Here is a 25618-nt window from a genome sequence, read left to right as displayed (position 1 = left end):
AGGGGAGTTCCCGGTGAAATTTTTACGACGCTTAATCAAAGTTCTGGTGGCGCTGGTGCTGTTGGTGGTTATCGCCGCGGTGGCGCTGGTGTTTGTCTTTGACCCCAATATGTTCAAGCCTCGCCTGGAGGCCATGGCCCGCGAGCAAGGCATTGCCCTGAACATCGATGGTAACCTCGGCTGGCAACTGTGGCCGGCACTGGGGGTGGAGGTGAATGATATTCGCGTGGCGGCGGTATCGGCTCCCGAGCAGACCATCGCCGCTTTGGACCAAGCCAGCCTGCGATTGGCCATTCGCCCGTTGCTCAGCGGCGATGTCTCCGTCCACCATGTTCTGGTAGACGGCGCAGCGTTCGACCTCCAGGTGGATGAGTCGGGTAAGGGCAATTGGGAGCAACTGCTGCCCGCAGAGTCGGACGCACCGGCCAGCTCGGAGGCTGACCCCCAAGAAGCGCCCGCTTCGACACAGCCGCCCTCCCAGACGTCATCGGACTCGGCGGACACCGCGCGAATGGAACTGGCGGTGGAGCAAATCACCCTTGCCGATGCCTCCCTGCGCTATCGGGACGCAGTACGCGGGCAGGACTTCTCGCTCGAGCCCCTGAACCTAAATGTGGAAGGCTTTAATTTACAGGGCAATCCGTTCGACGTGGATCTGGGCTGGGAGGCCTCGGTTGAGGATCGGGAACTGTTCGGCAGTGACCCGCTGCAAATGCTGGGCGAGCTGGCCGCCCAAGTAACCCTCGCGGAAGACTTTTCCCGCCTTGTGCTGGTCGACGGCAAGCTGCGCCTGGACTTTGCACGGGCGGGCGCCTCGGACGATATCCGCTTGACCGTGAGTGCTACCGTGGAACAGTTAATGACCAACCCGAGCTTCACGGCTGAGCTGAATCTGCAGCCCTTCAGCCCCAAGGCCCTCATGGCGGTGCTGTCCCTGCCCGAGCCGGAGATGGCCGGCGCCGAGGCGCTGACCCGAGTGGCCCTCAACGCCACCGTAGAGGGGTCGGCCGAGCGCATCACTGTGGACCCGCTGCGGTTGGAGTTGGATGACACCACTATTGAAGGCCGGGCCGCGGTCACCGACCTCAGCAGCGGTGCTATTGATGTGGCCCTGACTGGCGACCGAATCAATATCGACCATTACCTGCCGCCGCCCGTCGAAGAGGAGGCGACTGTCGACTCGGAGTCCCCTGAGGGACCAGGGAGCTCGGGGGATGAGCCGATTATCCCGCTGGACGCCATACGTGAACTTGACGTGGCCTTTGGCTTGGATTTTGGCTCCCTTACGGCGATGGGCCTGTCCATGTCCGATCTGAGCCTTCGGCTGCTGGCGGAAGAAGGCGTCGTAAATCTGGAGCGCGCTCAGCTGCAGGCTTACGAGGGGCGCCTGGATGCGGGCGGGCAGCTGGACGCCACCGGCGATACCGCTTTGATCGATCTGGTGGCCGACCTGAGCGGTTTGTCGTTGGGGCCGCTGCTAAGCGACTTGGAGCTGGATGAAGAAGTTCAGCTCTCCGGTGCATTGAATGCCGATGTGTCGGCCGAAACCCGCGGCGTGACAATGAGCCAGTTGACCGAAGCTCTGAACGCGGAAGCGGCGTTCTCGGGAGCGGAAGTGCGTCTGGCGCCGCTGAACGTGGAGCGGAAATTTTGTGAAATCGTCAGCCGCGTTACCGACAGCAACGCCGTGGCCCAGAAAGAGTGGGCCGACTACACCGAGTTGACCGCCCTGTCCGGCCGGCTTGCGGTGGATGGGCCAGTGTTTACGCTGGAGTCCCTCCAGGCCGGCGTCGAGCGCCTGACGGTCGGGGCCCAAGGGACGCTTAACCTCAAGGAATCCCGCTATGACTTTACCTTGCCATTGCGCCTGGGAAGCGAGAGCACCAGCGAAGGTGGCTGCCGGGTCAGTAGCAATTACTGGCTCGACCGCAGCCTCTCGCTGCTGCGCTGCCGTGGGGACCTTGAATCGCTCAATCCGGTGAGCGATTGTCGCCCGGATGCGAGCGGCCTGAAATCCCTGGTGAAGGATTTTGCCGCCTACAAACTCAAGGAGCAGCACGGCGAAAGCATTCAGGCGGAAAAGGCCCGCGCCGAGCAAAAGATCGAGGAAGAAAAGGCCCGGGCAAAAGAAAAGCTCGAAGAAGAGAAGCGTGAGCTGGAAGAGAAGGTGCGCGAGAAGCTTCGCGGCAGTAAGGAAAGCGAGACCGCTGAGCAAGGCGATGATGAGGAAAACGCCGAACCGAGCAGCGCCGAAGAACGTTTGAAAGACCTATTCCGCCGCTAAGGCAACGAGCTGTAATGTAAGGCACGAGCTGTAATGACTGATACCGCCTTTGCCCGCGCCGTGTTGCGCTGGTTTGACCGCCACGGGCGCAAGCACTTGCCCTGGCAGCAGAACATCAACGCCTACCGGGTTTGGCTCTCGGAGATTATGCTCCAGCAGACCCAGGTGACGACGGTGATTCCCTACTTCGAGCGCTTTATGGAGCGTTTTCCGAGCGTGGAGGATTTGGCGCGGGCTCCGGTCGATGAGGTGCTCCACCTGTGGACCGGCCTGGGCTACTACGCCAGGGCCCGAAACCTGCATCGCTGTGCCCGGGAAGTGGTGGAGTGCCACGGCGGGGCGTTTCCCCGCGAGGTGGAGGCCCTGAGCGCATTGCCCGGCATCGGCCGTTCCACCGCCGGGGCCATTGCCAGCATAGCCTATGGCGAGCACGCCGCCATTCTCGATGGCAATGTTAAGCGGGTACTGGCCCGTCATTACGCGGTGGATGGTTGGCCCGGGAAAACGTCGGTACAAAAGGAGTTGTGGGAGTACGCCGAGCACCACACGCCGAAGCGGCGAGTGGCGGATTACACCCAAGCCATGATGGACCTTGGTGCCACGCTCTGTACCCGCTCCCGGCCGGCCTGTGAACAGTGCCCGGTGAATAAAAGCTGTGTCGCCCGGGCTCAGGGAAATATCCAGGACTACCCCGGGAAAAAGCCCAAGAAAGACAAGCCGGTTAAGGCGGTGCAATTTTTAATGTTGCGCAACCCCGCGGGGGATATACTGTTGCAACAGCGCCCCGCCCAAGGCATTTGGGGTGGGCTGTGGGGCTTCCCCGAGTTGCAGCCGGAGCGCACCCCGGAAACCTATATTGAGGACCATTACGGTGTTCGCGTGGTCGGGCAGGAGCAATGGGACAGCTACCGGCATACATTCAGTCACTACCACCTGGACATTACCCCGGTGCTGTTACAACTGGAGCGGGAGCCGGCACAGGTCGCCGAAGCCGGGTCCCTTTGGTACCGGCTGGACCACCCGAGCGAAGTGGGGTTGGCGGCCCCGGTCAAAAAGCTGTTGCGGCAACTGGCGCACCTGGACCCTCGACAACTGTCGCTGGTCGGGTAACTCACTAAGGAGGACAACCATGAAAACAATAATAACCACCGTGCTGAGCGGCCTCATGTTACTGGCCGGCTGGGCTCAGGCCGCCCCGGCCTTCAAGCCCTTTCAGGCTTATACCCGCCCGGCTATGTCTCTTAATGGTGAGTGGAAAGTCATTGTTGACCCTTACGAGAACGGCTTTTACAACTATCGTTACGAGCCGTTTGATCAAATGGAAGAACCACCGCGCAGCGCCTATTTCATGGATGCCAAGGCCAAGCACGGTGGCGACCTGATCGAATACAATTTCGATGAAGCCCAAACCCTGATGGTTCCGGGAGACTGGAACACCCAAAAAGAAAAGCTCTATTATTACGAAGGCTCCATTTGGTATCGCCAGATGTTTAACGCCCCCAAAATGGAAGAGGGCCAGCGGAGTTTTATTTATTTTGGAGCGGCCAATTACCGGGCGGACGTATATTTAAATGGAGAAAAGCTCGGGCAGCACATCGGTGGTTTTACCCCTTTTCATTTTGAAGTCACGGGCAAGCTCAAGCCGCAGGATAATTCGCTGGTTGTGAAAGTGGACAACGAACGTGAGAAAGACGGCGTGCCCACTCTCAACACGGACTGGTGGAACTACGGTGGCCTTACCCGAAGCGTGCGCTTGATTGTGACCCCAAAAGTGTTTGTGCGCGATTACAAAGTGGAGCTGGAAAGTCACGAGACCGGCGAAATTTCCGCCTACGCGCTCGTCGATGGCGCCGGAGCGGGGCAGGAAGTTCGCCTGACCTTGCCGCAACTGGGGATCGACGAGACCGCCAAAACCGACGCCGAAGGCGTGGCCCGCTTTCAGACAAAAACCGTCGGCACCCAATTTTGGTCGCCCCAGAGCCCCCGCATGTATCAACTGACCTTGCGCACCGGCAACGATCGCCTGGACGATGAAGTTGGGCTGCGCACCATTGAAACCCGGGGCAAGCAAGTTCTGCTTAACGGCAAGCCGATTTTCCTGCGTGGCATTTCGCTGCATGAAGAGTATGCCGCCAATGGCGGTGGACGGGTGACCTCCGCCGAACAGGCCCGGCACCAGCTAAAGTGGGCCTCGGATCTGGGGGTGAACTTTGTCCGTCTGGCTCACTACCCGCACAACGAACACATTGTGCGCCTGGCCGATCAGTTGGGCCTCATGCTTTGGTCGGAAATTCCGGTGTACTGGACCATCAACTGGGAAAGTGAAGCCACCTACCAGAACGCCCAGGCGCAGTTGGAAGAGATGATCAACCGCGACAAAAACCGCGCCTCGGTCATTATTTGGTCCCTGGCCAATGAAACCCCGGTCAGCGAAGCGCGCAATCAGTTCCTCTCGCGGCTTGCCTCCCACGCGCGGGAGCTGGATGACAGCCGGTTGCTTACCGCCGCCATGGAAAAACACTACAGCGAGGAAGATCCGGAGCTGGCCATTGTGGAAGACCCTCTGGCGGAACTAATGGACATCGTTAGTTTCAATCAGTACATCGGTTGGTACGATGGTCGCCATGAAAAAGCCGATCGAGTGCGTTGGCGTATTCCGTACGACAAGCCGGTGTTTATTAGCGAATTTGGCGCCGGGGCCAAACAGGGCATGCAGGGGGATGCCAATACCCTCTGGACCGAAGCCTACCAAGCTGAGCTATATCGCAAGACCCTGGCGATGCTTGAGAAAATCGACGGCTTTGTCGGCACCTCTCCTTGGATTCTGGCGGACTTCCGCTCGCCCCGCCGCCCGCTACCGGGCATTCAGGACGACTTCAACCGCAAGGGGTTAATGACCGAAACCGGCACGCGCAAGGCGGCGTTTCAGGTACTCAAGAACTATTACCGGGAAAAAGCCCAGGAGCCCAGAGAGCTGGAAAAGCCGCCGGAGACTCAGTAGTATCCCGGGCCCGGCCAGACCGGACTCAATCCCCGGACAGACCGGACTTAACCAAAGGAGCCAAGGCATATGTCCCGCACCGTATTCTGCCGCAAGTATCAGCGCGAGCTCGAAGGCCTGGAACAGCCGCCGCTGCCGGGCCCCAAGGGCCAGGATATTTATGACAACATCTCCAAGCAGGCCTGGCAGGAGTGGCTCGCTCACCAGACCATGCTGATCAACGAAAAACACCTCAACCTTATGGATATGGGGTCGCGCACCTACCTCAACGAGCAGATGGACAAATTCCTCTCCGGTGAGGATTATGACAAGGCGGAAGGTTATGTGCCGCCGGAGTCTTCCACCTAGAAAGGACACCGACTCGTGTCGTCATCACAGACCGTTCGAGCACTGCTGATTGTGAACCCCAAAAGCCGTCAGGGCGCTGAAGCCGCGCTGGATGACGGCCTTGAGCGGCTGCGCCAGGCCGGTTTTGACGTGGAGCGACTGATCTCCCAGAGCCCGGAAGAAAGCCATCAGGCGGTATTGGACCGCTGTGGCGAACTGGATCTAGTTATTATGGGTGGGGGCGATGGCACCATCAGCTCCATGGCGAAAGTGCTTTACGACTGCAAAATGGCGTTGGCCGTGCTGCCACTGGGTACCGCCAATGACCTGGCGCGCTCCCTCTCGCTACCCGAAACGTTGGAAGAGGCCTTTGAAGTTATCGCGGCGAACCATCGGCGCCGCATCGACCTGGGCAAGGTGAATGGCCACTACTTCTTCAACGTCGCCAACCTCGGGCTGGGTGTCACCGTCAGCGAAGAGCTGACCGACCAGGTCAAGAAGCAGTGGGGCGTATTTAGTTACCTCAGAGCCTTTTTCGCGGCCCTGGCCCGTATCCGTCAATTTAAGATAAAACTGACCATAGATGGGGAACATCAGCGCCTGCGCTCGATCCATATGGCAGTAGGTAACGGGCATTACTACGGTGGTGGCAATGTCTTGCGCGATTGTAACGAGATCGACGACGGGCTACTGTCGCTGTACAGCCTGCGCCCCCAGACGGTCTGGGAGCTGCTGACCCTCGCGCCATTGTTGCGCGAAGGCCAGTACGACCTGGATAAGCGGGTAGTTACCGCTCAAGGGCGCGATATCCATATTGAGACCCGGCCCGCCGGCATGGCGATCCACGCCGATGGCGAGCCGATCACTCGCACTCCGGCGCACTTTCAGGTGCTGCCGGGAGCGCTAGAAGTCGTGGTGCCGCCGGCACCCGACCCCAGCAACTCAGAAGGCCTTGAACCATGAATCTACTGCGCACGGATCTGCAAACCGCCCTGCATGACCTGCACGTCGCTCTGCAGGAAAGCGTCGATAACTATCAGGACGCGGCGGATTTTGTTGAAGATAGCGACGTCAGCGAGTTGTTTGACAGCATTGCTGACGAGCGCGAATCCCTAAGAAGCGAGGTGGAGCAAGCCATCCGCCAGGCCGACGACCTGCCCGCCGCGCCGGATTCTGAAAAGGAAGCCGGCGAGCAACTGATTCACCGCCTGCAATCCCTGTTCTCTCGGGATCAAGCGGCGGAAATCATCGCCCAAAGGCTGGAAAGTGAAGGCTGGATGGAGCGAGTCCTGACCGAGGGTAAGGCCATGAACGTGGGCGAGCCCTATGAAACACTGAGTGCCCGATGCCGCGATCTGATCGACTCTGCCCGCCGCCGCCTGGAGGAGTGGCTCGAGCAACAGGATTAACCGGTAAGGGCCGGGCCGCGAAATTTCCCCGGAATTTCTAGAGCTCGGCCCTTGACTCATCGAGCCTGAAACGGTTTAATACGCGCCTCTTATCGGCAAGCCCTACGGCCTTGTTGATCAAGAATTGCCCGGATAGCTCAGTCGGTAGAGCAGTGGATTGAAAATCCTCGTGTCGGTGGTTCGATTCCGCCTCCGGGCACCATAGTTTAAAAAGACCCCGTGAGACCCCGTGAGTCCTCGTGACCGCGGGGTTTTTTATTGCCCGGGCATTATGGCCCTTGTTCTACGGAAGCTGTCCCTTGACCTCCCCAGGGGGGTGTGTAAGAATTAAACCACGACTCACCCTTTGCAAGGTCATTTCGTTGGCTGTTGCTTGGGGCGAAAAAACCGCCTTTTGGGCGGTTTTTTCATATCTGGACTAAGGAAGGTGCTTTGAAAACAATAGTGTATGTCGATGGCTACAATCTGTTCTACGGCTGCTTGAAGCATTCTGGTGACAAATGGCTGGATCTCAATAAGCTGTTTTTTGAATGTATTTTGGGCGCTCAGGCCCCTCAGAGTGAGCCCATAACCCTCAAGTTTTTTACTGCGGATATCAGAGCGAAGTTGGCCACTAAGGGTCAAGCGGCTCAGAACGCACAGCAAGCCTACCATCGAGCACTGGAAGCGCTTTATAGAGACAGAATATCGATCATCAAGGGCTATTACTCCCTCGATAAAGCCCGTCTCCTCGTTTACCAGAACCCTCCTGATAGAACCGCCCGTGTCGATGTATGGAAGCTTGAAGAAAAGCAAACCGACGTGAATATAGCGTTGGAGGCTTACCGGGACGCGTCCAAAGGCAACGCTGAGCAGCTAGTGTTTGTCTCCAACGATACGGACCTGGCTCCGGCTCTTGCCGCGATCCGTGAAGATTTCGCTGACTCTCTTCAGCTCGGAGTGATCATTCCAGTTCGAAAATTAGCCGGCGGCAGGCCAGGCAACCAACAGTTAAGCCAGTATGCGGATTGGACTCGACGCTACATCACGGACGATGAGCTAGCCGGTTGTCAGCTTCCTCAAAAAATTCCTACTAAGAAAAAACCGATCATTAAACCGACATATTGGTAACGGTACTGTCCCTCAGGCACTTCCACGCAGTGCTAGTGGAGAGATCTCGAAACGATCAGAACAAGTCCTCCACTCCATGGTCTAAACTCCTAACAAGAAGCTGTCGATTACTGACGGTTTACCACTTCAAGGAGATCAGCCATGACTCAAACCAGCAGAGTGAGCGGCGAAGCGATCGACCACAAGCTTGCGGCCGTTTTTGAGACTGACTCAGAAGCCCAGGAGTCGGCCGATGCGGTTCTGGAAGCGACCAGCCTAGAGCCGGACCAAGTGCAGATTGTACGCCCCGGCGATACGCACGCCGGGTGGGAGCTTGAACCGGAGGACCGTGGCATCTGGCGTACGCTTGTGCGCTCCCATCTTTGGTTGGGCTTGGTGGGCGCCGTCGTGGGCCTGAGCCTTTACCTGGTTCTGTTTGGCGTGGGCGTTGGCTTCATTGCAAACAATGCCGTGGTGTCGGTAATCGTGCTCACCGCCTTCGGAGGGGTGTTTGGCTTGATGGTGGGCGGTTTGGTGACCCTGCGGCCGGACCATATGCCCTATATAGTCACGGCGCAGTCGGCGCTTCGAGCGGGTAAAACGGTGGTGGCCGTGCATGCTCACGACCACGGTCAGCTCGAAGAAGCGAACCGAGAGCTGCACCGCAGGCACGCCAAAACGGTTTCTAGCTTCTAATTTCTAACCTGTGGGGGTTAGGCCTTCATAAAGCCCAGGTCGAGTTGGCTGAAATTGCCCAGATTGGGGAACACACCCCCGAAGTCCGCGCTGGGTAGTCCGAACCAGTGGGCGAGGGTGGCGCCGTACTGGTCGATGGAGGTGGTGGGAATGATACGGCCTTCGCCAATATCATCGTCGCTGTTCAAATGGAGTTCCGGCATGGTGCCGTAGAGCGCGCTCCCGTTGACCGCCCCGCCCATGATCAGTTGATGCCCTCCCCAAGCGTGGTCGGTGCCGTCGCCATTGCTGGTCAGCGTGCGCCCGAAATCGGTCATGGTGAAAGCGGTGACCTGGTCGGCCAACTGCAGCTCATCCATGGCGGAATTGAAGGCGCCCATGGCTTCACTTAACTGTTGAAACAAAGCCGGTTGGCGATTGTTCTGATCGCCGTGGGTATCAAAATCCCCAAAGCCCACAAAATACACCTGGCGCTTTACATCCAATGCCTCGCGCGCAGAGATTAGCTTTGCGACCATTTTCAGGTCCATGGCCAGTTTGGACTCCGAGGGGAAGGCGGTGCTCAGTGGCGGCTGCGCGTCCAGTGCGCTGATGAGCTCCCCCGACAGCGCCCAGGCCCGCTGTTGGATGGCGGCGTATTCGCGCTGGAAGATATGAGAGCTGGCCCCCTCCATTAAGGTGCGAAACACTTGAGCCCGGGTGACTTCGGCGCTGTCATCGCTGGCTTCATCAAAATACTTGAACGTCTCCACCCCGTGGCCGCTCACCGAGTAGGGGAATACCTCCCGCCCGCTTTGCCAAATATTACTGCCGCTGAGGGAGATGTTCATGGACAGCTGCTGGTTGATGTTCACCGAGTGCATCACATCGGCGGCACGGCCGGCCCAGCCGGTTTTGGCGTTGTCTCGGGCCAACGACTGCATGAAGGTTTGCTGGTCGTTGTGGGAGAACAGTTGCGGCGGCAGTGGCACGGCTCGGTTCTGGTAATCGGCTTTGCTCACCGGTGCGATCAACGCCCCGGCGTTGGCCAGCACCGCCAGACGGCCGTCGGCGAACAGTTGCTGGGCCTGGCTCATGCGTGGATGCAACCCGTACTGAACGGCCCCGCCCTGTGTTGGCGTGATCGGCAGGAGCTCCGCCTGGGGGATGGCGAGGTTATTGCGCACGGCTTTGTACACATCGTATTCCGCGCTGCTGTACGGCACGACCATATTGTAGGAGTCATTGCCGCCGTATAGGAAAATGCACACCAGAGCTTTGTAGTCCTCGGTGGGGGGCATTTGCGCCAACGCCAGTTGCAGTCGCGCCTGGGTTGCCCAAAGGCCGGCACCGCCCGCCGCCGCGCCCAGACAGCCGCGCAGAAAGTGTCGGCGGCTGGAGTCAAAAGTTTTCATGGCTGGCCTCTCGTCATTGTTGTTGCTCGGTGCACGCCCGTGGCGAGGTGGTTTCAACGCTGAACCGAAAAATAGGGTGAGGCCACAATCAAACTCGCCGCTTCAAATACCCGCATCCGCCGGTTGTGGTCGCTGTATGCCGGGTTCGGCAGGCCCTTTAGGTATTGCACCAACTGGTTGCGCGCCTCGGCGGGTAGCTGGCCCGCGGTGAGCAGCAGATCGAGCCGGTCCACCAGTGCCTGAGGGTCCTCCGCCAGGGCTTTCTCCTCGCTCATGTTGAGCGCCGGCGGATAAATGTCCCAGCTCTCTTGAGCGTATTGGGACTCCACGTAATCGGCGTCCATATCCCGCCAGAACACGCTGTCGGTCAGTTGGTTAATTTTTGCCACCATCACGCTTTCAGTGTGAATCTGGAACTCGGGAGAAAGCAGCCCAGTATCGCTAATGGCGCCCGGGTGGCTATAGCCGGGCCGGTAGAAGTTGAACACGGAAAACGAGCCGTAGGGCCGCTGGCCGGCGGCCCGATCCGAGCCGCGAAAACGGATGCGTTTGCCAGTGGGCTCGTCGGCGGCGTTGTGTACCTCCACCCCTTGGGCCTTGAATACCCGCCATAGGTGAGAAAACTGCAGGATGGGCTCGCGTAACTTACCGAAGGTCTCCGGTTGGTTCAGGTGGCCGTTTCGGGCTTCCTGGTCGGTGACAACGGCATGAACCACCGCTTTCAAGTCACCCCGCACGCCGGCACCGTTATCGTTGAACACCTGGGCGACCCTTGCGACGTAGGCGGGGCTGGGGTTGCTGGTGACCAGCCGTTGGATGAGCTGCTTGCCGATAAACGGCCCGACGTTGGGGTGGTTGAACAGGTTGTCCATTGCCTGCTTCATATCTTGCTCGGCACTTTGGCCGGCGGGGAGGGTGGTGCCGTTTAGCAGGGTTTTCTCATCGGTGTCATGAATGGACTGAAACGCCTTCATGGGCATGGCTTCGCCCTGGGCGTCGCTGGTCCACTCCCACCAGTGCTCGGCGGTAGCGAAGTTCCAGCCGGTAAATACCCGGGCGAAAGCCTTGATGGCGTTCTGGTCGTAGGTGGGGATGGGTTCGCCCTGTTCATCGGTCTTTACCGTGCCATCGACGTTCAGCTCCACAAGCCCGATGCTGAATAGCTGCATAACCTCCCGGGCGTAGTTTTCGTCGGGACGAATGTTTTCCGCCTCGTTGGCCTTGCGGTTGCGTACCGAGCTGAGGTATTCCCCCATCATCGGGTGAAGAGTAACGGCCTCGAGTAGGTCGCGGTAGTTGCCAAAGGCATGGCGGGCCAGGGTGTCGTGGTAGTCGGCCATGCCCCGGGTGTCGTTGTAGAGTACGTCGGAGACGTTGGAGATGACAAAGATCTGGCTCAGAGCGAAGGCGACACGTTGGCGCAGCTGGTCCTCCCCGCGCAGAACAATTTCCCACCAGATATCGCTGCGCTGTAAATCCCGCAGGTAGCCTTCCTCGTCGTTTTCCTCTTCGGGTATCGCCTCCCACCCCAGGCTCTGAATTCGCCGGTCGAGCAACGCTAGCTTGGGTGTGGTGGGGGTGCTGAACTGCTCCTCAAGCCAGGCTTCCTGGCCGAGGGTCATGTACTGCTTGAGGCTCTTAGCGGTCGGGCCAAAGGTGGTCCGTGTCAAAAAGCGGTTCGCCGCCAGCGCGGCGGTCCAGTCTTCGTCCCCCCGGGTGGGGATGGTCGGGTCCGGGGCGGTGTCCGGCTCCAGGGTGGGCAGTCGCTCGGCCTCGGGGTCGGTTTCGGGGTCTGGAAGAGGCTCGGGTTCTGGTGCGGGAGTGGGCGCCGGCGTCGTCGGGGTTTCTTCGGGAGTGGGGGCTATGGGAGTGCTGTCACTCGAGCTGCCCCCGCAGGCGGTCAGGCCCAGGGTTGAAAGCGTCAGAGCCCACACTAAGCCGCGCAGCGGCCGGTTTGATAAGCAGCGCATACGGTTATTCGTCTTATTGGTAAGGAGTCGCCCTTTACTATACCGGGGGCGGCGGGAAAAGAGACAGAGTGGAATGGCGTGATTTTAGACGAAATTCTGATAAGCAGTGGTCCTTAGCGTTTTGAGGTTATAAGGGGGTGCAGGGAAAGCGGATAAAAAAAGTGGCGCAAGGCTCCAAAAAACACTTGACGCCGATTCTAAACCCGCTAGTATTGGTGGGGCTAGAAAGCTTGTTTTATATTTATGCACTACCATTTCGATTCCTGCCTGTAGCAAGTCGTCCTGTCTGTCATAAGTAATAGCACCATTTCCAGCACAACCGACCCTAGGGTCACATTAATATTTTTGATTGATTAAGGTAAGACTATGTCTACAGTTACTGGTACCGTTAAGTGGTTCAACGAAGCAAAAGGTTTTGGTTTCATTGAGCAAGAATCCGGTCCGGACGTTTTCGCCCACTTCAGCGCCATTCAGGGCACTGGTTTCAAAACCCTGGCAGAAGGTCAAAAGGTGAGCTTCACCGTGACCCAGGGCCAGAAAGGTCCTCAGGCTGAAAACATCCAGGCTGTATAAGCCCGAATGTTGAGCCCCGGCCCGCGAGGGCCGGGACCAGAAAAAACGGCGCCCTCGGGCGCCGTTTTTTTTGGTCTGGTTGGAGATCGTATCAGTACTGAGTAATGTTGCTAGAGCCACACTGGGCCCAGTCCCCAATACAGATGTCCCCCGCGTTCCTCAGACGACTGTTGCTGATAAAGGCGGTGCTATTGGGGCTATCGGTGCGGAAGATCCCCTCGCCCATATTGGCAATGTCGCACTGCTCAAAAGTAACGTCGATCGGGAACTCGGTACCACCGTTCTGCCGCAACGATTTGCCAGCGTTGTGAATAATGCAATTGGTTACCGTCAGGCTGCTTTCGGCGTTCACCTGGAAGAACTTGTCTTCCGCGTCGTAGCCTTCAATATTTCTAACGATAAAACTGCCCTCGGATTTTATCGATACGGCGTCTTCTCCCACGTTCTGGAAGTAAATATTGTCCAGGGTCGCATCGTTGTAGAGATGAATGCCGTCGGCGCCATTGTTGCCGATGACCACATTGCGCAGCGTCGAGCCATTTTCCACCCGGAAAACCGGGTCTTGGCTTTCGTCCTGGCTGCCATCGCCCAAGCTGGACCCCGCAGTGTAGGTCTGGCATTGGCCGTCGAAGGTGCTGCCATCTTCGATTACGATGGTCTCATTGACGACCTGGGCGTTGCCCGGTGTGCAGGAGGAGCCGGTGATGTCACCGTTGTTGTTAGATGAGCTGCTCGAAGAGCTGCTTGATTGACCACCGCAGTCGCCAGCGGTGGGTTCAAAGCCGGTCACCTGCAGCCGGTCGATGTTGGCCAGGCCACTGTTGCCGGAGGCGGCAAGCGTAATGACATTCGCACCCGAGTTTAGGTAGATGTTATCGACGTTTGTGGTGGAATAGCTGCCCCAGGCTCCGGTGCCCGGCAGGCTCACCCGGGAAAGGGTATTGCCGTTGACGGCCAGGTCCCCCGGACGGTCCGAGGCGCCGTTGGCGAAACGGAAGGAAAACGAATAGTTGCCGTCGGTCGGCACATCCACCTGCCACTGAATCGCTACGCCCTGGGCGTTCTCCGTGTTTACGTAGCCGGCGCCGGTATACCCGCTGTGCTCGCTTTCCACGGCCCCGTCCAGCTGGCAGAAGCCCGAGGCGTTCTCCTGGAGTGTTAGGGTGCTGCCGCCAGATGGCTGACTGGAGGAGCTGCTGGATTGACTATTGGACTCGCTGCTTTGTGAACTGGAGCTGCCGCCATCGATAACGCCGCCCTCTCCGGACTGGGACTCGCAAGTATCGACGCCGATGCAGCTTTGGCTGTTCTCCCAGCCCCAGCCGGTGCTCTGTTGCTCGCACAGCGGAAACACATCTCCGTACCAGTCGCAAGACTGACCTTCAGGGGCGGGTGCGTCGCTACTGGATGCGCTGGAATCGCCACCGATCAGGTTTTGTCCGTTGCTAGTGCACTCGGTCGGCCCAACGCAGGATTGGTTGTTTTCCCAGCCCCAGCCGGTTTCCTGACTGCAGCAGGCAGGGGTATCGCTGCCATACCACTCGCAGGTACCGCAACTTTGAGACAGTACATGGGTGGAGGCTAACGCCAAGGGTAAAGCCGCGATAAAATGGATCGCTTTCATTTTTCTCTCTCCCTCTTTCAAGGTTTTTAGGTAAAAGTGATAGTTGTTGTCGGTCAGGCTTGGGGCCCGAAACGACGGTGAGACGCTAACAATCCTTCAGTAAAGGCACAACGCCTCAAAGACTGCTCCGATGCCACAAAGGCAAAAAATATTCAGGATGTGCGATGAGTCATCGTTGCAAGGTGATCTGCTTTTCTTGCTCAGAAAAATTCGTAATGATGGGTAGCATTGGTTCTACTATTACTGAATAGGCTGGTGGAGTAGAATCCCTTATTCCGGTTTTTACCTATACGAATCATCGCTGGAAAGGTTGTTCATGTTCGAAACGATAGAACTCAATGCGCAGGAGCTGGCCACTTCGGGCACCTTTTTGACGCTGCTGATCAGTACGGTGCTGTTGGTGACGGCGATTCTGGTGGTGCGGGGGCTCAGCGCCCGTTTTATTCGGCGCAATATTGCCTCCATGGAGCTGCGCCGCCGCTGGCTGGTGTACTCGCGCAATGGCCTGATTCTTCTGATGTTGCTCGGCTTGGTGATCATCTGGGCCGCCGAGCTGCGGACCTTTGCATTGTCGGTGGTAGCCATTGCCGTGGCATTCGTGGTGGCCACCAAGGAGCTGATTCTGTGTGTGATTGGCTCCATCATAAAAACCGGTGCCGGCTCTTTCAACATAGGTGATCGAATTCAGGTAAAGGATTTTCGCGGTGATGTGATCGACCAGAACCTTCTGGCCACAACGATTCTGGAAGTCGGGCCGGGAAAGCTGACCCATCAGCGCACCGGGCGCATGACAGTCCTACCCAACGCGCTGTTCGTTTCCGAGCCGGTGGTCAATGAGAGCTATACCCATGACTACGTGCTTCACGTTTTTACCGTACCGTTCAAGCGTGGCACGGACTGGCGTGGGGCTCAGAAGGCTTTGATAGAAGCCGCCAACCGGGCTTGTGAGCCCTTTATTGGGGAGGCCAAACAGTATTTAAAGAAGCTGAACGAATACCGCGGGCTGGATGCGCCCTCGGTCGAGCCGCGAGTGACCCTCCAGATGCCGACCGCGGAAGAGATTCACCTGATTGTGCGAATTCCCGCCCTGACGGATCGGCGCAGCGCCATTGAGCAGGCCATTCTTACGGAAGTATTTGCCAGCCACGATTTTTTAGCCGCTCAGCAGTATGAGGAGCTCTCCGCCACCGAGCACTCTAAGGAGGCCCCTTCGACGGTGTCCTAGCGGAGCGGGTTTTCAGGTCGCAAGCTCTTGGCTGGAAGCGGTGCCTCTACAGCAAGGCTCGTTTGGTCGCGCGACAGGCAGTGGTCATTTTGAATAAAAAAAGGGTGACCGGAGCCACCCCAACAGGTCGACTTCATGAAGCAATGAAGAAGTCGGGTCGGGCCACTGAAACACGCTGCGGGGAGAGCGGCCGTTGTTTTCAGCGGCCCGAAAAGCGCTACTGGCTGTTCTAGACCTTGATTTCTACGCGGTCGCCTTGCATGCGGACCTCGTACACCGGCACGGAATGTTCCGGCGAGTCGATGCACTCACCCGTGCGCAAATCAAAGTGCTGCTTGTAAAGCGGTGAGGCGATCACCGTGTGCTCTCCTATAGAGCCAATAATTCCCCGGCTCAGTACATTGGCCTTTCCGATCGGGTCGTAATTGCCGATAGCGAAAACCTCATCCAATCGTTTGCTGTAGTAGATAGCCACCTGCCTCTGGTTGATCAGCGCACAGATGCCGCTGTCGGGCACCAGGTCGCTCTTGGCGCAGACTTCGAACCAATCTTGCTTCGCGCTGTTTTCCTGCATGGAGGGGCTCTCTTGCGTCGTGTCGGTTGCGTGCATGTGTTGTATCTCCTGTTCAATCGGGCGGCGGTTAGTCAGCGATCTCAACCAAGGGAATCCGGTTCTTACGCTCTTCCTCGGTGGCCGGGCGGCGCTGACCGCGCTCGGCCACATAGGCGAGGTTGTCGTCGCGCTCGTCGCTGTTTACAAAGTGGCGGAAGCGCTTGAGCTTCTCCGGGTCTTCCAGGGTGGTTTTCCACTCACACTGGTAATTCGCCAGGTTGCGTGTCATGTCGTCTTCCAGCTCGCGGCCGATATCGAGCTTGTCATCGATCACCACCTCCTTCAGATAATCCAGGCCGCCCTCCAGGTTCTCCAGCCAGACCGAAGTCCGCTGCAGGCGGTCGGCCGTGCGGATATAAAACATCAACACCCGGTCGATGTATTGAATCAGCGTGTCGTCATCGATGTCGGTGGCGAACAGGTCACCGTGGCGCGGGCGCATGCCGCCGTTACCGCAGACGTACAGGTTCCAGCCTTTTTCCGTGGCGATCACGCCAATGTCTTTGGACTGCGCTTCCGCGCACTCGCGGGTACAGCCGGAGACGGCAAACTTGATCTTGTGCGGCGCGCGCAGGCCTTTGTAACGGTTCTCAATGGCGATGGCCATATCGACACTGTCTTGCACGCCGTAGCGGCACCAGGTGCTGCCGACGCAGGATTTCACCGTGCGCACGGCTTTACCGTAGGCATGGCCGGTTTCAAAGCCGGCGTCGATCAGTTTCTGCCAGATGTCCGGCAACTGATGCAGCTGGGCGCCGAACAGGTCGATTCGCTGGCCGCCGGTAATCTTGGTATAGAGGTTGTACTCCTTGGCTACTTCCCCCAGCACGACAAGCTTGTCGGGCGTAATTTCCCCGCCGGCTACCCGTGGCACGACGGAGTAGGTGCCATCCTTCTGCATGTTGCCCAGGTAAATATCGTTGGTGTCCTGCAGGCCCAGGTGCTCTTCTTTGAGCACGTAGTCGTTCCAGAAAGACGCCAGAATCGAACCCACCGCGGGCTTACAAATATCGCAGCCCAGGCCGTGCCCGTGGCTTTCTAACAGTTCGTCAAAGGTTTTAACTTGCTTGACGCGAACAATGTCCGCCAGCTCCTGACGGCTGTACTCAAAGTGCTCGCAGAGGTTGTTGTTCACCTCCACGCCCAGCGCGGTCAGCTCCGCGTCCATCACCTGTTTGGTCAGGGCCGCGCAGCCGCCACAACCGGTGGAAGCGCCGGTGCAAGACTTGATACCGCCCATGTCCGTACAACCTTCCTGAACGGCTTGTTGGATATCGCCCTTGCTGACGTCGTAACAGGAACAGATCTGCGCGGTTTCGGGCAGGGCATCCACGCCCATGCCCACCGGTGCTTCGCCATCCAACTGGGGCAGAATCAATTGTTCGGGAGAAGCGGGCAGGTCCATGCCGTTAATGTACAGCTGTTGCAAGGTGCCGTAGCTTTCGGCATCGCCCACCAGTACCGCCCCCAGCAGCTTCTTGCCGTCTTCGGAGACAATTAGCTTCTTGTATACCTGCGCCACACCGTCGTTATAGGTATAGCACTGGGCGCCCGGCGTTTGGCCCGTGGCGTCGCCCACGCTGCCCACTTCCACGCCCAGAAGCTTGAGCTTGGTGCTCATGTCCGCGCCGGTGAACGTTTCTTCATGTTTTTCAATAATGTGGTCGATAGCCACTTTCGCCATTTGATAACCGGGTGCCACCAGACCGAAAATGAAGTTGTTCCACAGCGCGCACTCGCCAATGGCGTAGATGTTCTTATCGGAGGTGAGACAGTGGTTGTCAATGACGATGCCGCCGCGCTCGCCCATGTCGAGCCCGGCCTGCTTGGCCAGCTCGTCACGGGGGCGAATGCCAGCGGAGAAAATCACCATGTCCGTTTCCAGCTCTGAACCATCGGCGAAGTTCATCTTGTAGCGGCTCTCATCGCCCTCAATAATTTCCTTGGTATTCTTGCCGGTATGAACCTTTACGCCCAACTGTTCGATCTTTTCGCACAGCAGTTGGCCACCGCCCTCGTCAAGCTGGCGGGCCATCAGCCCGTTGGAAAACTCCAGTACATGGGTTTTCAGCCCCAGGTTCTTCAGCGCGTTGGCCGCCTCCAGTCCCAGCAGGCCGCCACCGATTACGGCGCCCACCTTGCTCTCTTGGGCCGAGGCGGTAATGGCTTCCAGGTCCTCAATGGTCCGGTACACCAGGCAATGTTCTTGGTCGCCGCCGGGAATGGGCGGCACAAACGGGTAGGAGCCGGTGGCCAGTACCAGTTTGTCGTATTTTTCAGTTTTACCGCCGGCGGTGGTGACCGTCTTGCTCTCTTTATCGATACTCACCACCCGGTCATTCAGGGTGTAGAGCACGCCCTTATCGCGGTAATCGTCTTCGGTAGTGAGAGCCAGGTCCTCGGCGGTGGAACCGTCAAAGTAACTGCTTAATTTCACCCGGTCATAGGCCAGGCGCGGTTCCTCGGAAAAAGTCACCACCTCAAAGTCGCCGGCTTGTTCGCTGCTTAGCAGACTGTCAATAAACTTGTGGCCGACCATGCCGTTCCCGACAACAATAATGCGCTGTTTCATAACCTCACTCCTGACTAATCTCAAATTCTGTGTGACTCTTGGCTTCTCACTATGCGTAGGGCGGATAAGCCTCAAGCGCATCCGCCGATAACCGTCGGCCGTCGCTCACTCACGCAATCGCACATTCAACACCCGCGTCCAAATACTGTCCCCGCACTTCACTCAAAAACTGGTCCGGTGCTAACTCCTCGGCAAGTTCGACCACCTCGCCCACCACAATCAAGGCGGGAGATCGAACCGCTTCACTAACAACGCTCTCAGCAAGTTGATCCAAACGCGTGGTAATCACCCGCTGGTTTTCCCGGCAGCCGTTCTCAATAATGGCGGCCGGTGTGCCGGCGCTTTGTCCGGCGTTCATCAGTTGCGTGGCAATTTCATCGGCGCGGGTGACGCCCATGTAAAACACCAGGGTGTGATTCAGTTGCGCCAACGCCTGCCAGTTCGCCGTCACTTCGGTTTCACCGTGGCCGGTCACCAGCGTGCAACCCTGGGACACGCCGCGGTGGGTCAGGGGAATGCCGGCGGTACTGCTACAGCCGGAGGCGGCGGTAATGCCGGGAATGGCTTCCGCATCCACACCGGCGCGGCGCAGTGTTAACAACTCTTCACCGCCGCGCCCGAACACGAAGGGGTCGCCGCCTTTTATGCGGCACACCGTCAGGCCCATCTGCGCCTGGTCTACCAAGCGCTGGTTCAAATCATTCTGGGCAATGCTGTGGTGGTTCTTGGATTTACCCACATACAGTGCCGGAGTGCCCTTGGGGAACAGCGCGCGAATGTCCGCGCTCACCAATTGGTCGAAGAAAATAATGTCCGCGTTCTCAATCGCGCGCAGGGCCTTCACCGTGAGCAAATCCGGGTCGCCGGGGCCGGCGCCCACCAGCCAGACTTTACCGGCGCTCTCGGCGCGGCGGCGTTTTGAGGTGGACGTAATCAATGAATGGTTTGTGCTGCTCATAACGGTTGCCCTAAAAACTTCTGAACGTTTTTGAAACTCACTTAGGTAAGAGCAAAGACAGTGCCAGCGCTCGACAAAATCGTTACAAAAAATAATAACCGCTGTGAATTCAGTGGCTTAGAAGGGGTTGGGCGATGTGGGAGGTAAAAGTGAGGGCGACTCAGCCCAGAATGCGAGCACTATGCCTGTGCAACAGCGCCCTTAAACAATGCAAAACGGTGCATTCGGGAAAGCGCAAAAATGAATCAAAAAAGGGCAAGACGTGGTGCATCCGCACCGAGGCAGTGCTTGAGTGGTTTTTTGAGCGAAAACTAGGCGGAAAAGGTGCCTTATAGTGAAAGCATAGACCCGAAAACAAACGAATGACGACTTGGTTTAGTTATTGCACCCCTTTATGGGTAGTGAACAATTCTTGATGGATGCCGGTTTAACCGGCCGTGTTTGGGAAAGGCCAAGTCATGACAGTCAAACTGAACGACCCCGTACAAATCGAGCCCGCCGCCCCCCGGGGAAAAACCATCGCGACCACCTGCGCCTATTGCGGCGTCGGCTGCGGCATTCGCGCTACCGTCAACGCCGAGAAGCGCGAGGTTAAGGTAGAGGGTGACCCCGAGCACCCTGCAAACTACGGACGCCTTTGCTCCAAGGGCATGGCCCTGGGCGAAACGGTGGGCGACACCGGGCGCTTGCTTCATCCCAAGGTGGATGGAGAGCGAACCTCTTGGAACGGCGCCCTGCAACGGGTGGCCGAGGGCTTTATCGACACCATCGTCAAGCACGGCCCCGATGCCGTCGCCTTTTACGTGTCCGGGCAGCTGCTGACCGAAGACTATTACGTGGCCAACAAATTAATGAAGGGCTTTATCGGCAGCGGCAACATCGACACCAACTCCCGCCTGTGCATGTCCTCCAGTGTGGCCGGCCACAAGCGCGCCTTCGGCAGCGACACAGTGCCGGGCTGCTACAGCGACTTGGAACAGGCGGATATGCTGGTGCTTACAGGCTCCAACCTCGCCTGGTGTCACCCGGTGCTGTTTCAGCGCATCAAAGCCGCCAAACAACAGCGCCCTCACATGAAAGTCGTGGTCATCGACCCCCGTCGGACGGACACCTATGACCTGGCGGACCTGCATTTGCCGATTCAGCCCGGTACCGACGTGGCGCTGTTTAATGGCTTGCTCGCGCACCTGGCCCAACAGGGCGCGGTGAATGAAGACTACATTCAGGCCCACACCGAACAATACACCGAGGCCCTGGTGGCCGCCATGGAGGAGGGCGGCCAGCGTCGGCACCTGGCCGAGCAGCTGGGCGTGTCTGACTACCAACTGGAGACCTTTTTTCAGTGGTTTGAAAAAACCGAGAAAGTCGTGACCGTTTACTCCCAGGGCGTGAACCAGTCCACCGCCGGCTCCGATAAAGTCAATAGCATCATTAACTGTCACCTGGCCACCGGTCGCATCGGCCGAGCGGGCATGGGGCCCTTCTCCATTACCGGTCAGCCCAACGCCATGGGTGGTCGTGAGGTTGGGGGGCTGGCCAATACCCTGGCGGCGCATATGGAATTTGATAATGCCGAGCACTGGAACCTGGTCAGCGATTTCTGGAACACCGACACCCTGGCCACCCGGCCTGGCCTGAAAGCGGTGGATATGTTCGATGCCGTCGCTACCGGCAAAATCAAAGCCATCTGGATTATAGCCACCAACCCGGTCATGAGCCTGCCCAATGCCGACAAGGTCAAACAGGCCCTGAAGGACTGCCCGCTGGTGGTGGTCTCCGACTGCATAGAAGACACCGACACCACCCGCCTGGCGGACGTGCTGCTGCCCGCCGCCGGCTGGGCGGAGAAGTCCGGCACCGTCACCAACTCCGAGCGGCGCATCTCCCGCCAGCGGGCCATGCTGCCGCCCCTGGGCGAGGCGCGTCCTGATTGGTGGATCATCGCCGAACTGGCCAAAAAAATGGGGTACGGGGAGGCGTTCGACTACGCCAACGAAGCAGAAGTGTTCAGCGAGTACGCCCGCCTAACCGGCGCTGGCAACAACGGCTCGCGGGATTTGGACATTAGCCTTTACGGCAATCTGACGCTGAATGAGTACGACCAACTGCCGCCCCGGCAATGGCCGCTGCCCGCCAGCAAGGTACTGGAAGACACTAAGCCCGGAGACAATACGCCGGAACAAAAGGACCAGCGCCTGTTCCGTGACGGCGTCTTCTTTACCCCCTCCGGCCGGGGCCGCTTTGTGGCCGTGCGCTATCGCGCTCCGGCCTCCACTGTGGATACCGACTACCCCCTCACCCTAAACACCGGCCGCATCCGGGACCAGTGGCACAGCATGACTCGCACGGGCCTCGCCTCGCGGCTGTGCGGCCACCTGCCTGAACCCTTCCTGAGCGTTCACCCCAAAGATGCCGGGCGCCATCAGCTCAAGGAAGGCGCCCTGGTGGACGTCACCAGCGGACAGGGCCGGGCCCGCGTGCGAGTCCAGGTGACCGACGAAGTGGGCGTGGGCCAGGTTTTTATGCCCATGCACTGGAACGACGTCTTCGCCAGCAAAGCCCGCGTCGCCGCCCTGGTGGGAGAGAACGTGGACCCCACCTCCGGCCAACCGGAAAACAAATTCACCCCGGTCAACATCGCCCCCTGGTACGAAGCCTCCGAAGCCCTGGTGGTCAGCCGCCAGCCCCTCAACACGCTGGATGCCGACTACTGGGCCATGCGCCGGGTCAACGGTGGCTACCTTTACCGCGTTGCCAGTGACCAGACACCGGAAGCGCTCGACCAACAGCTACAGACCCTGTGCGCGCGCGGCGACCAGCAATTGTCATTCGGCCACCCGGAGCAGGGCGAATTCCGCCGCGCCCTGGTGCGCGAAGGCCAGCTACACATGGCCTACTCCGTGGCCGAACACTTCGGCGGCAGAGACTTCAACTGGCTGGGCGACCTGCTAGAAGGCGACTTCGCCGCCAGCGCCATGCGCGCCCTGCTCAGCGGCAAACCGGACGAAAGCCAATCCAAGGGCAAGCTCGTGTGTGCCTGCAAGCAAGTCGGCTACAACACCCTCTGCAACGCCATTCGCGACAAAAGCATCGACACCGTCGACGCCCTCAGCGCCGAAACCACCGCCGGCACCGGCTGCGGCTCCTGCCTGCCGGAGCTGGAGCAAATAATCGCCAAGGAAAGCGCCCACGAGGCGGCGTAGCCAGTCCAGACGCTACAAGGACCGTAGCGGTTTCCGCCCATCCCGCAGAACTTCCAAGCCTATGCCGCCCTGCCCACAACCCCGTGCGAGTAGCCGGGGTTGCGCGAAAGTCCCCAAAGAACAACAATACGGGGTAGTTGAGACGCAATTAGACACGTCGCCAGATGTAACTCATTGATAAAAAGAGAAATTTATTGTCCGGCTGAAGATATACGTCATGCTGACGTGTTTAACCGCGTCATTTTGACGTTGAATATACTGTTATGCAATTAATTTAGGCTGAGTAATTGATCGAATGGGTAGTAAAGGCTCTCTAGCCAAAGTAAAAATGCAAGCTGTCTGGGCATCCGCAGCGCTTCTTGTTGCCGGTATATTCTTCATAGAAAACGAGTGGGCAATAGTCATTTCCTTTCTAATACTAGTGGTTCTGTCGTTGTCAGCGTTTTTTATCAAGTGTGAAAATTGTGGCGGGCTCGTATACCGGAAAGGTCGCACAACTCATGGAATTCCAGTATCAAACTGGCACAAGATCGACAAAGCTTGCCCCGCATGCGGAAAGCCAAGAGAAAATCTCATTGGCTGGATCAAGGGAGGACGTAAAGTAAATGCATAACCAGGCGCACCAATTCGCCACCGCAAGCGGTGGCCGGACGCTCGCAAGCTCGCGCCGTTGTGCGCGGCGTTAATGGGAATGGGAGCCGGTTCGTGATCAAGAAAATTGCTGTCTTTCTGGCAGGCATTGCGGTGGCGGGAGGCGTCTGGATGCTAGGCGTGAGTGCTAAATACGGAGTTTCGTTTCTTTCGAAGCCTGAGAGTGCCACTCGCTACGAATATCTTCAGGGAGTGGCGCTAGCTGCAATTCTAGCTGTGCCGTTCTGGCTTATAGCTTCGTTCATGGCTTGGGCGGCGGACTCTGGCCCACCGAAAACACTACGATTAGGTGTTTATACAGTTACCATTGCGCTTTGTGTATCAATCCTGGCATTTACGGTCATGCCCGTAGTTATCACGGTTCTAAGTGGGGGGTAGGAGCCATTCACAAACAAACTAAGTACGCTCACTTCGTTGGCCCGTCGCTCATAATCTCGCGCGACTTGTTTGGACACTAAACGGTTATTGAAATGGACGTATCTCAAGCCTTAATTGACCTTGAAATGGAGCTGGTGAGTCGTTCGGCGAGAGCGAGTGTTGAGCGCATAAATGAGCTCCTTGCCGAAGGCTTTGAAGAGTTCGGTGGTTCTGGAAAAGTTATCACCAAGGCCGACCTTCTTAAGGCTGATGGCCCCCTTCCAGTGTACGAGCTAAGTGATTTTTCGGTTCAACTACTTGGGGAGAGGGCTGCGCTAGTGAAGTACCGTGCCAGCACTCCAAGCCATAGCTCGTACAGGAGTTCGATTTGGGTGAAATGCGAGAAAGGGTGGAAAATGCTTCACCACCAATCTACGGTATTGCCAAGTGGCGTTTAAGCCATGTATCAGTACGCGTCCTTTCGGGTGCCGGAAGCTTCCGACAGCTTCCATCGACGTTATGTGTGCAGACTCATGAAGAACGTACTTTTACTATTACTGTTCCCGCTGCAAAGTTTGGCGCAACCTGGCCTTAGTCATGAGATGGAGGAGGCATTTACCGCATTCTTCTCTGAGCCTAACGAGGCTCGCTGGGAGCGTATTATTGAGGTGGGTGATAAGACGGACGGTAGCTTTGGTTTAGAGTTCAGCCTTTGGTGTTTTGAGATTATTGAAAACCGCCCGCTAGCTTTGTATAACATTTACTTATCAGGTGACGATAGAGCGATAGTCGTACAGGCTGAGGCGTTCAGCTATGACTTCAGCGCATTTAATATAGATCCAAATATGGCGGAGATGGAAATATTGCCCGTATACTCTCAGTACCTCTCCAAAATAGAGAGTCTTAGTACAGAAGGCTATAGCCCCCAGGAGCTAAGTCGGCACAAGCTATTTTTGGGACTCGCAACCGGAGAGCTTGCTAAGTGGAAGTATGAATGGAAGAATTTTCTAGACTAGATCCCATGGTCAGGTATAGCAGTCGTCCCCTGAGGGATTCAGGTTCACCCGCAATCTCGCACCGCCATGCACGACGTTGGAACTTACGATTATCGAGAGACCGACTTACCTTATTGCAGAACTTGCGGGTGACGTAGAGCCACTGGTTTACGGACTACGCCGCCGATTTAATCCAGAACGTACGTCTTGGCCGGTGGACATCACTATCGCTGGTAGCTCTGGAATTGGCACCATCAAGGAAGGGCAAAAGCTGTCTGAGGTTGTAAGCAGGTTCAGCCCGATCATCGAGCAGCTTGGTTTCAAGGCGGTCCAGTTCTTTTCTACCGGCCAATTTCCAGGCACTGGAATTGTATATCTTGTGCCGGAGCGAGTGGCGTTTGATGAGTTGCATTCAGCGATATCAGGCTCGGGGGTTTCATTCAACGCCAACAGATGGCCTTATAACCCCCATTGCACCCTTGCTGCTGTCAGCAACCCGGTGGGAGATCTCGGTTTTGCGGATTCGTTAGAAATTCCCGAAGCGACAGAAATCAAATGCTTCAGCCTTTACCTGCCTGAGCTAGGCGGTGGAACCAGAATACACCAGTTCTAACTAGTGCCCGTCCATAAACGAGTAAGCCACTGAAAATACAGGGAAAATATCGATTGGAGGGTTA

At 57.7% G+C, this 25618-nt stretch carries 21 protein-coding genes and 1 tRNA gene; 16 read left to right on the top strand and 6 right to left on the bottom strand.

What is annotated here, in order from left to right; translation table 11 throughout:
* Positions 1-13 precede the first annotated feature (13 nt).
* The 9 genes from AAE514_RS17590 (at position 14) to AAE514_RS17550 (ending at position 8806) form a co-directional block, all read left to right on the top strand.
* On the top strand, positions 14-2284 hold the full coding sequence (locus AAE514_RS17590; protein WP_347332874.1) for an AsmA family protein: 2271 nt from the start codon (positions 14-16) through the stop codon (positions 2282-2284).
* A gap of 33 nt (positions 2285-2317) precedes the next feature.
* Complete coding sequence (gene mutY / locus AAE514_RS17585; protein ID WP_347332873.1) at positions 2318-3394, top strand: A/G-specific adenine glycosylase; 1077 nt, start codon at positions 2318-2320, stop codon at positions 3392-3394.
* Between the two features lie 19 nt (positions 3395-3413).
* Positions 3414-5285 (top strand): glycoside hydrolase family 2 protein, encoded by a 1872-nt coding sequence (locus AAE514_RS17580; RefSeq protein WP_347332872.1) that lies wholly within the window; start codon positions 3414-3416, stop codon positions 5283-5285.
* A 69-nt stretch (positions 5286-5354) separates the two neighbouring features.
* On the top strand, positions 5355-5633 hold the full coding sequence (locus AAE514_RS17575) for an oxidative damage protection protein (RefSeq protein WP_347332871.1): 279 nt from the start codon (positions 5355-5357) through the stop codon (positions 5631-5633).
* 15 nt (positions 5634-5648) lie between these two features.
* On the top strand, positions 5649-6575 hold the full coding sequence (locus AAE514_RS17570) for a lipid kinase (RefSeq protein ID WP_347332870.1): 927 nt from the start codon (positions 5649-5651) through the stop codon (positions 6573-6575).
* Positions 6572-7021 carry a hypothetical protein gene (locus AAE514_RS17565; protein ID WP_347332869.1) on the top strand — a complete coding sequence of 150 codons (450 nt, stop codon included), beginning with the start codon at positions 6572-6574 and terminating at the stop codon, positions 7019-7021. The genes AAE514_RS17570 and AAE514_RS17565 overlap by 4 nt, the downstream gene beginning before the upstream one ends.
* Positions 7022-7147: 126 nt before the next feature.
* Positions 7148-7223, top strand: a tRNA-Phe gene (locus tag AAE514_RS17560).
* 230 nt (positions 7224-7453) lie between these two features.
* The gene (locus tag AAE514_RS17555) at positions 7454-8131 is read left to right on the top strand and encodes an NYN domain-containing protein (protein WP_347332868.1); all 678 of its coding nucleotides are present in this window, start codon (positions 7454-7456) and stop codon (positions 8129-8131) included.
* A 141-nt stretch (positions 8132-8272) separates the two neighbouring features.
* Positions 8273-8806, top strand: a complete 534-nt coding sequence (locus AAE514_RS17550) for a hypothetical protein (protein WP_347332867.1) — start codon at positions 8273-8275, stop codon at positions 8804-8806.
* 17 nt (positions 8807-8823) lie between these two features.
* Here the strand turns inward: AAE514_RS17550 and AAE514_RS17545 are convergent, their stop codons facing one another.
* Together AAE514_RS17545 and AAE514_RS17540 are read right to left on the bottom strand one after the other, a co-directional pair.
* Positions 8824-10200, bottom strand: coding sequence for a DUF1501 domain-containing protein (locus tag AAE514_RS17545; protein WP_347332866.1), 1377 nt, complete (start codon positions 10198-10200; stop codon positions 8824-8826).
* Positions 10201-10253: 53 nt separating this feature from the next.
* A complete protein-coding gene (locus AAE514_RS17540) occupies positions 10254-12170 on the bottom strand; it encodes a DUF1800 domain-containing protein (RefSeq protein ID WP_347332865.1) in 1917 nt (638 codons plus the stop codon).
* A 366-nt stretch (positions 12171-12536) separates the two neighbouring features.
* On the opposite strand from AAE514_RS17540, the gene AAE514_RS17535 reads away from it, so the two are divergent.
* The gene (locus AAE514_RS17535; RefSeq protein WP_347332864.1) at positions 12537-12743 is read left to right on the top strand and encodes a cold-shock protein; all 207 of its coding nucleotides are present in this window, start codon (positions 12537-12539) and stop codon (positions 12741-12743) included.
* A 91-nt stretch (positions 12744-12834) separates the two neighbouring features.
* Here AAE514_RS17535 and AAE514_RS17530 read toward each other — a convergent pair whose 3' ends face one another.
* A complete protein-coding gene (locus AAE514_RS17530) occupies positions 12835-14367 on the bottom strand; it encodes a pectate lyase (RefSeq protein WP_347332863.1) in 1533 nt (510 codons plus the stop codon).
* Between the two features lie 316 nt (positions 14368-14683).
* Here AAE514_RS17530 and AAE514_RS17525 point away from each other — a divergent pair, with 316 nt between their 5' ends.
* Positions 14684-15592, top strand: a complete 909-nt coding sequence (locus AAE514_RS17525; RefSeq protein ID WP_347332862.1) for a mechanosensitive ion channel domain-containing protein — start codon at positions 14684-14686, stop codon at positions 15590-15592.
* A gap of 229 nt (positions 15593-15821) precedes the next feature.
* On the opposite strand, the gene nirD is transcribed toward AAE514_RS17525, so the two are convergent.
* From nirD to cobA, 3 genes are all read right to left on the bottom strand, one after another.
* Complete coding sequence (nirD, locus tag AAE514_RS17520; protein WP_347332861.1) at positions 15822-16202, bottom strand: nitrite reductase small subunit NirD; 381 nt, start codon at positions 16200-16202, stop codon at positions 15822-15824.
* A gap of 31 nt (positions 16203-16233) precedes the next feature.
* A complete protein-coding gene (gene nirB, locus AAE514_RS17515) occupies positions 16234-18777 on the bottom strand; it encodes a nitrite reductase large subunit NirB (protein ID WP_347332860.1) in 2544 nt (847 codons plus the stop codon).
* A gap of 109 nt (positions 18778-18886) precedes the next feature.
* Positions 18887-19735: a uroporphyrinogen-III C-methyltransferase gene (cobA, locus tag AAE514_RS17510; RefSeq protein WP_347332859.1), complete on the bottom strand. Its 849-nt coding sequence runs from the start codon at positions 19733-19735 to the stop codon at positions 18887-18889.
* Between the two features lie 458 nt (positions 19736-20193).
* Here cobA and AAE514_RS17505 point away from each other — a divergent pair, with 458 nt between their 5' ends.
* The 5 genes from AAE514_RS17505 to AAE514_RS17485 all read left to right on the top strand — a co-directional run bounded on the left by AAE514_RS17505 (position 20194) and on the right by AAE514_RS17485 (position 25554).
* Positions 20194-22938 (top strand): molybdopterin-dependent oxidoreductase, encoded by a 2745-nt coding sequence (locus AAE514_RS17505; protein ID WP_347332858.1) that lies wholly within the window; start codon positions 20194-20196, stop codon positions 22936-22938.
* Between the two features lie 705 nt (positions 22939-23643).
* Positions 23644-23967 (top strand): hypothetical protein, encoded by a 324-nt coding sequence (locus tag AAE514_RS17500; RefSeq protein WP_347332857.1) that lies wholly within the window; start codon positions 23644-23646, stop codon positions 23965-23967.
* 92 nt (positions 23968-24059) lie between these two features.
* Complete coding sequence (locus tag AAE514_RS17495; protein WP_347332856.1) at positions 24060-24404, top strand: nuclear transport factor 2 family protein; 345 nt, start codon at positions 24060-24062, stop codon at positions 24402-24404.
* 75 nt (positions 24405-24479) lie between these two features.
* Positions 24480-24962 carry a hypothetical protein gene (locus AAE514_RS17490; RefSeq protein ID WP_347332855.1) on the top strand — a complete coding sequence of 161 codons (483 nt, stop codon included), beginning with the start codon at positions 24480-24482 and terminating at the stop codon, positions 24960-24962.
* 193 nt (positions 24963-25155) lie between these two features.
* A complete protein-coding gene (locus AAE514_RS17485; protein ID WP_430623915.1) occupies positions 25156-25554 on the top strand; it encodes a hypothetical protein in 399 nt (132 codons plus the stop codon).
* Positions 25555-25618: the final 64 nt, after the last annotated feature.

The organism is Marinimicrobium locisalis (assembly GCF_039822625.1).
In the GTDB taxonomy this organism is placed as follows: Bacteria; Pseudomonadota; Gammaproteobacteria; order Pseudomonadales; family Cellvibrionaceae; genus Marinimicrobium; species Marinimicrobium locisalis.
Note: the sequence above shows the minus strand (reverse complement) of the source record. Positions and strands in the feature narration are given on the sequence as shown.

What these genes read in the sequence shown, in the direction of transcription:
- mutY (WP_347332873.1), top strand. Translation starts at nt 2,318, where the DNA reads ATGACTGATACCGCCTTTGCCCGCGCCGTGTTGCGCTGGTTTGACCGC.
- AAE514_RS17580 (WP_347332872.1), top strand. Translation starts at nt 3,414, where the DNA reads ATGAAAACAATAATAACCACCGTGCTGAGCGGCCTCATGTTACTGGCC.
- AAE514_RS17575 (WP_347332871.1), top strand. Translation starts at nt 5,355, where the DNA reads ATGTCCCGCACCGTATTCTGCCGCAAGTATCAGCGCGAGCTCGAAGGC.
- AAE514_RS17565 (WP_347332869.1), top strand. Translation starts at nt 6,572, where the DNA reads ATGAATCTACTGCGCACGGATCTGCAAACCGCCCTGCATGACCTGCAC.
- AAE514_RS17550 (WP_347332867.1), top strand. Translation starts at nt 8,273, where the DNA reads ATGACTCAAACCAGCAGAGTGAGCGGCGAAGCGATCGACCACAAGCTT.
- AAE514_RS17545 (WP_347332866.1), bottom strand. Translation starts at nt 10,200, where the DNA reads ATGAAAACTTTTGACTCCAGCCGCCGACACTTTCTGCGCGGCTGTCTG.
- AAE514_RS17540 (WP_347332865.1), bottom strand. Translation starts at nt 12,170, where the DNA reads ATGCGCTGCTTATCAAACCGGCCGCTGCGCGGCTTAGTGTGGGCTCTG.
- AAE514_RS17535 (WP_347332864.1), top strand. Translation starts at nt 12,537, where the DNA reads ATGTCTACAGTTACTGGTACCGTTAAGTGGTTCAACGAAGCAAAAGGT.
- AAE514_RS17530 (WP_347332863.1), bottom strand. Translation starts at nt 14,367, where the DNA reads ATGAAAGCGATCCATTTTATCGCGGCTTTACCCTTGGCGTTAGCCTCC.
- AAE514_RS17525 (WP_347332862.1), top strand. Translation starts at nt 14,684, where the DNA reads ATGTTCGAAACGATAGAACTCAATGCGCAGGAGCTGGCCACTTCGGGC.
- nirD (WP_347332861.1), bottom strand. Translation starts at nt 16,202, where the DNA reads ATGCACGCAACCGACACGACGCAAGAGAGCCCCTCCATGCAGGAAAAC.
- nirB (WP_347332860.1), bottom strand. Translation starts at nt 18,777, where the DNA reads ATGAAACAGCGCATTATTGTTGTCGGGAACGGCATGGTCGGCCACAAG.
- cobA (WP_347332859.1), bottom strand. Translation starts at nt 19,735, where the DNA reads ATGAGCAGCACAAACCATTCATTGATTACGTCCACCTCAAAACGCCGC.
- AAE514_RS17505 (WP_347332858.1), top strand. Translation starts at nt 20,194, where the DNA reads ATGACAGTCAAACTGAACGACCCCGTACAAATCGAGCCCGCCGCCCCC.
- AAE514_RS17495 (WP_347332856.1), top strand. Translation starts at nt 24,060, where the DNA reads ATGGACGTATCTCAAGCCTTAATTGACCTTGAAATGGAGCTGGTGAGT.
- AAE514_RS17490 (WP_347332855.1), top strand. Translation starts at nt 24,480, where the DNA reads ATGAAGAACGTACTTTTACTATTACTGTTCCCGCTGCAAAGTTTGGCG.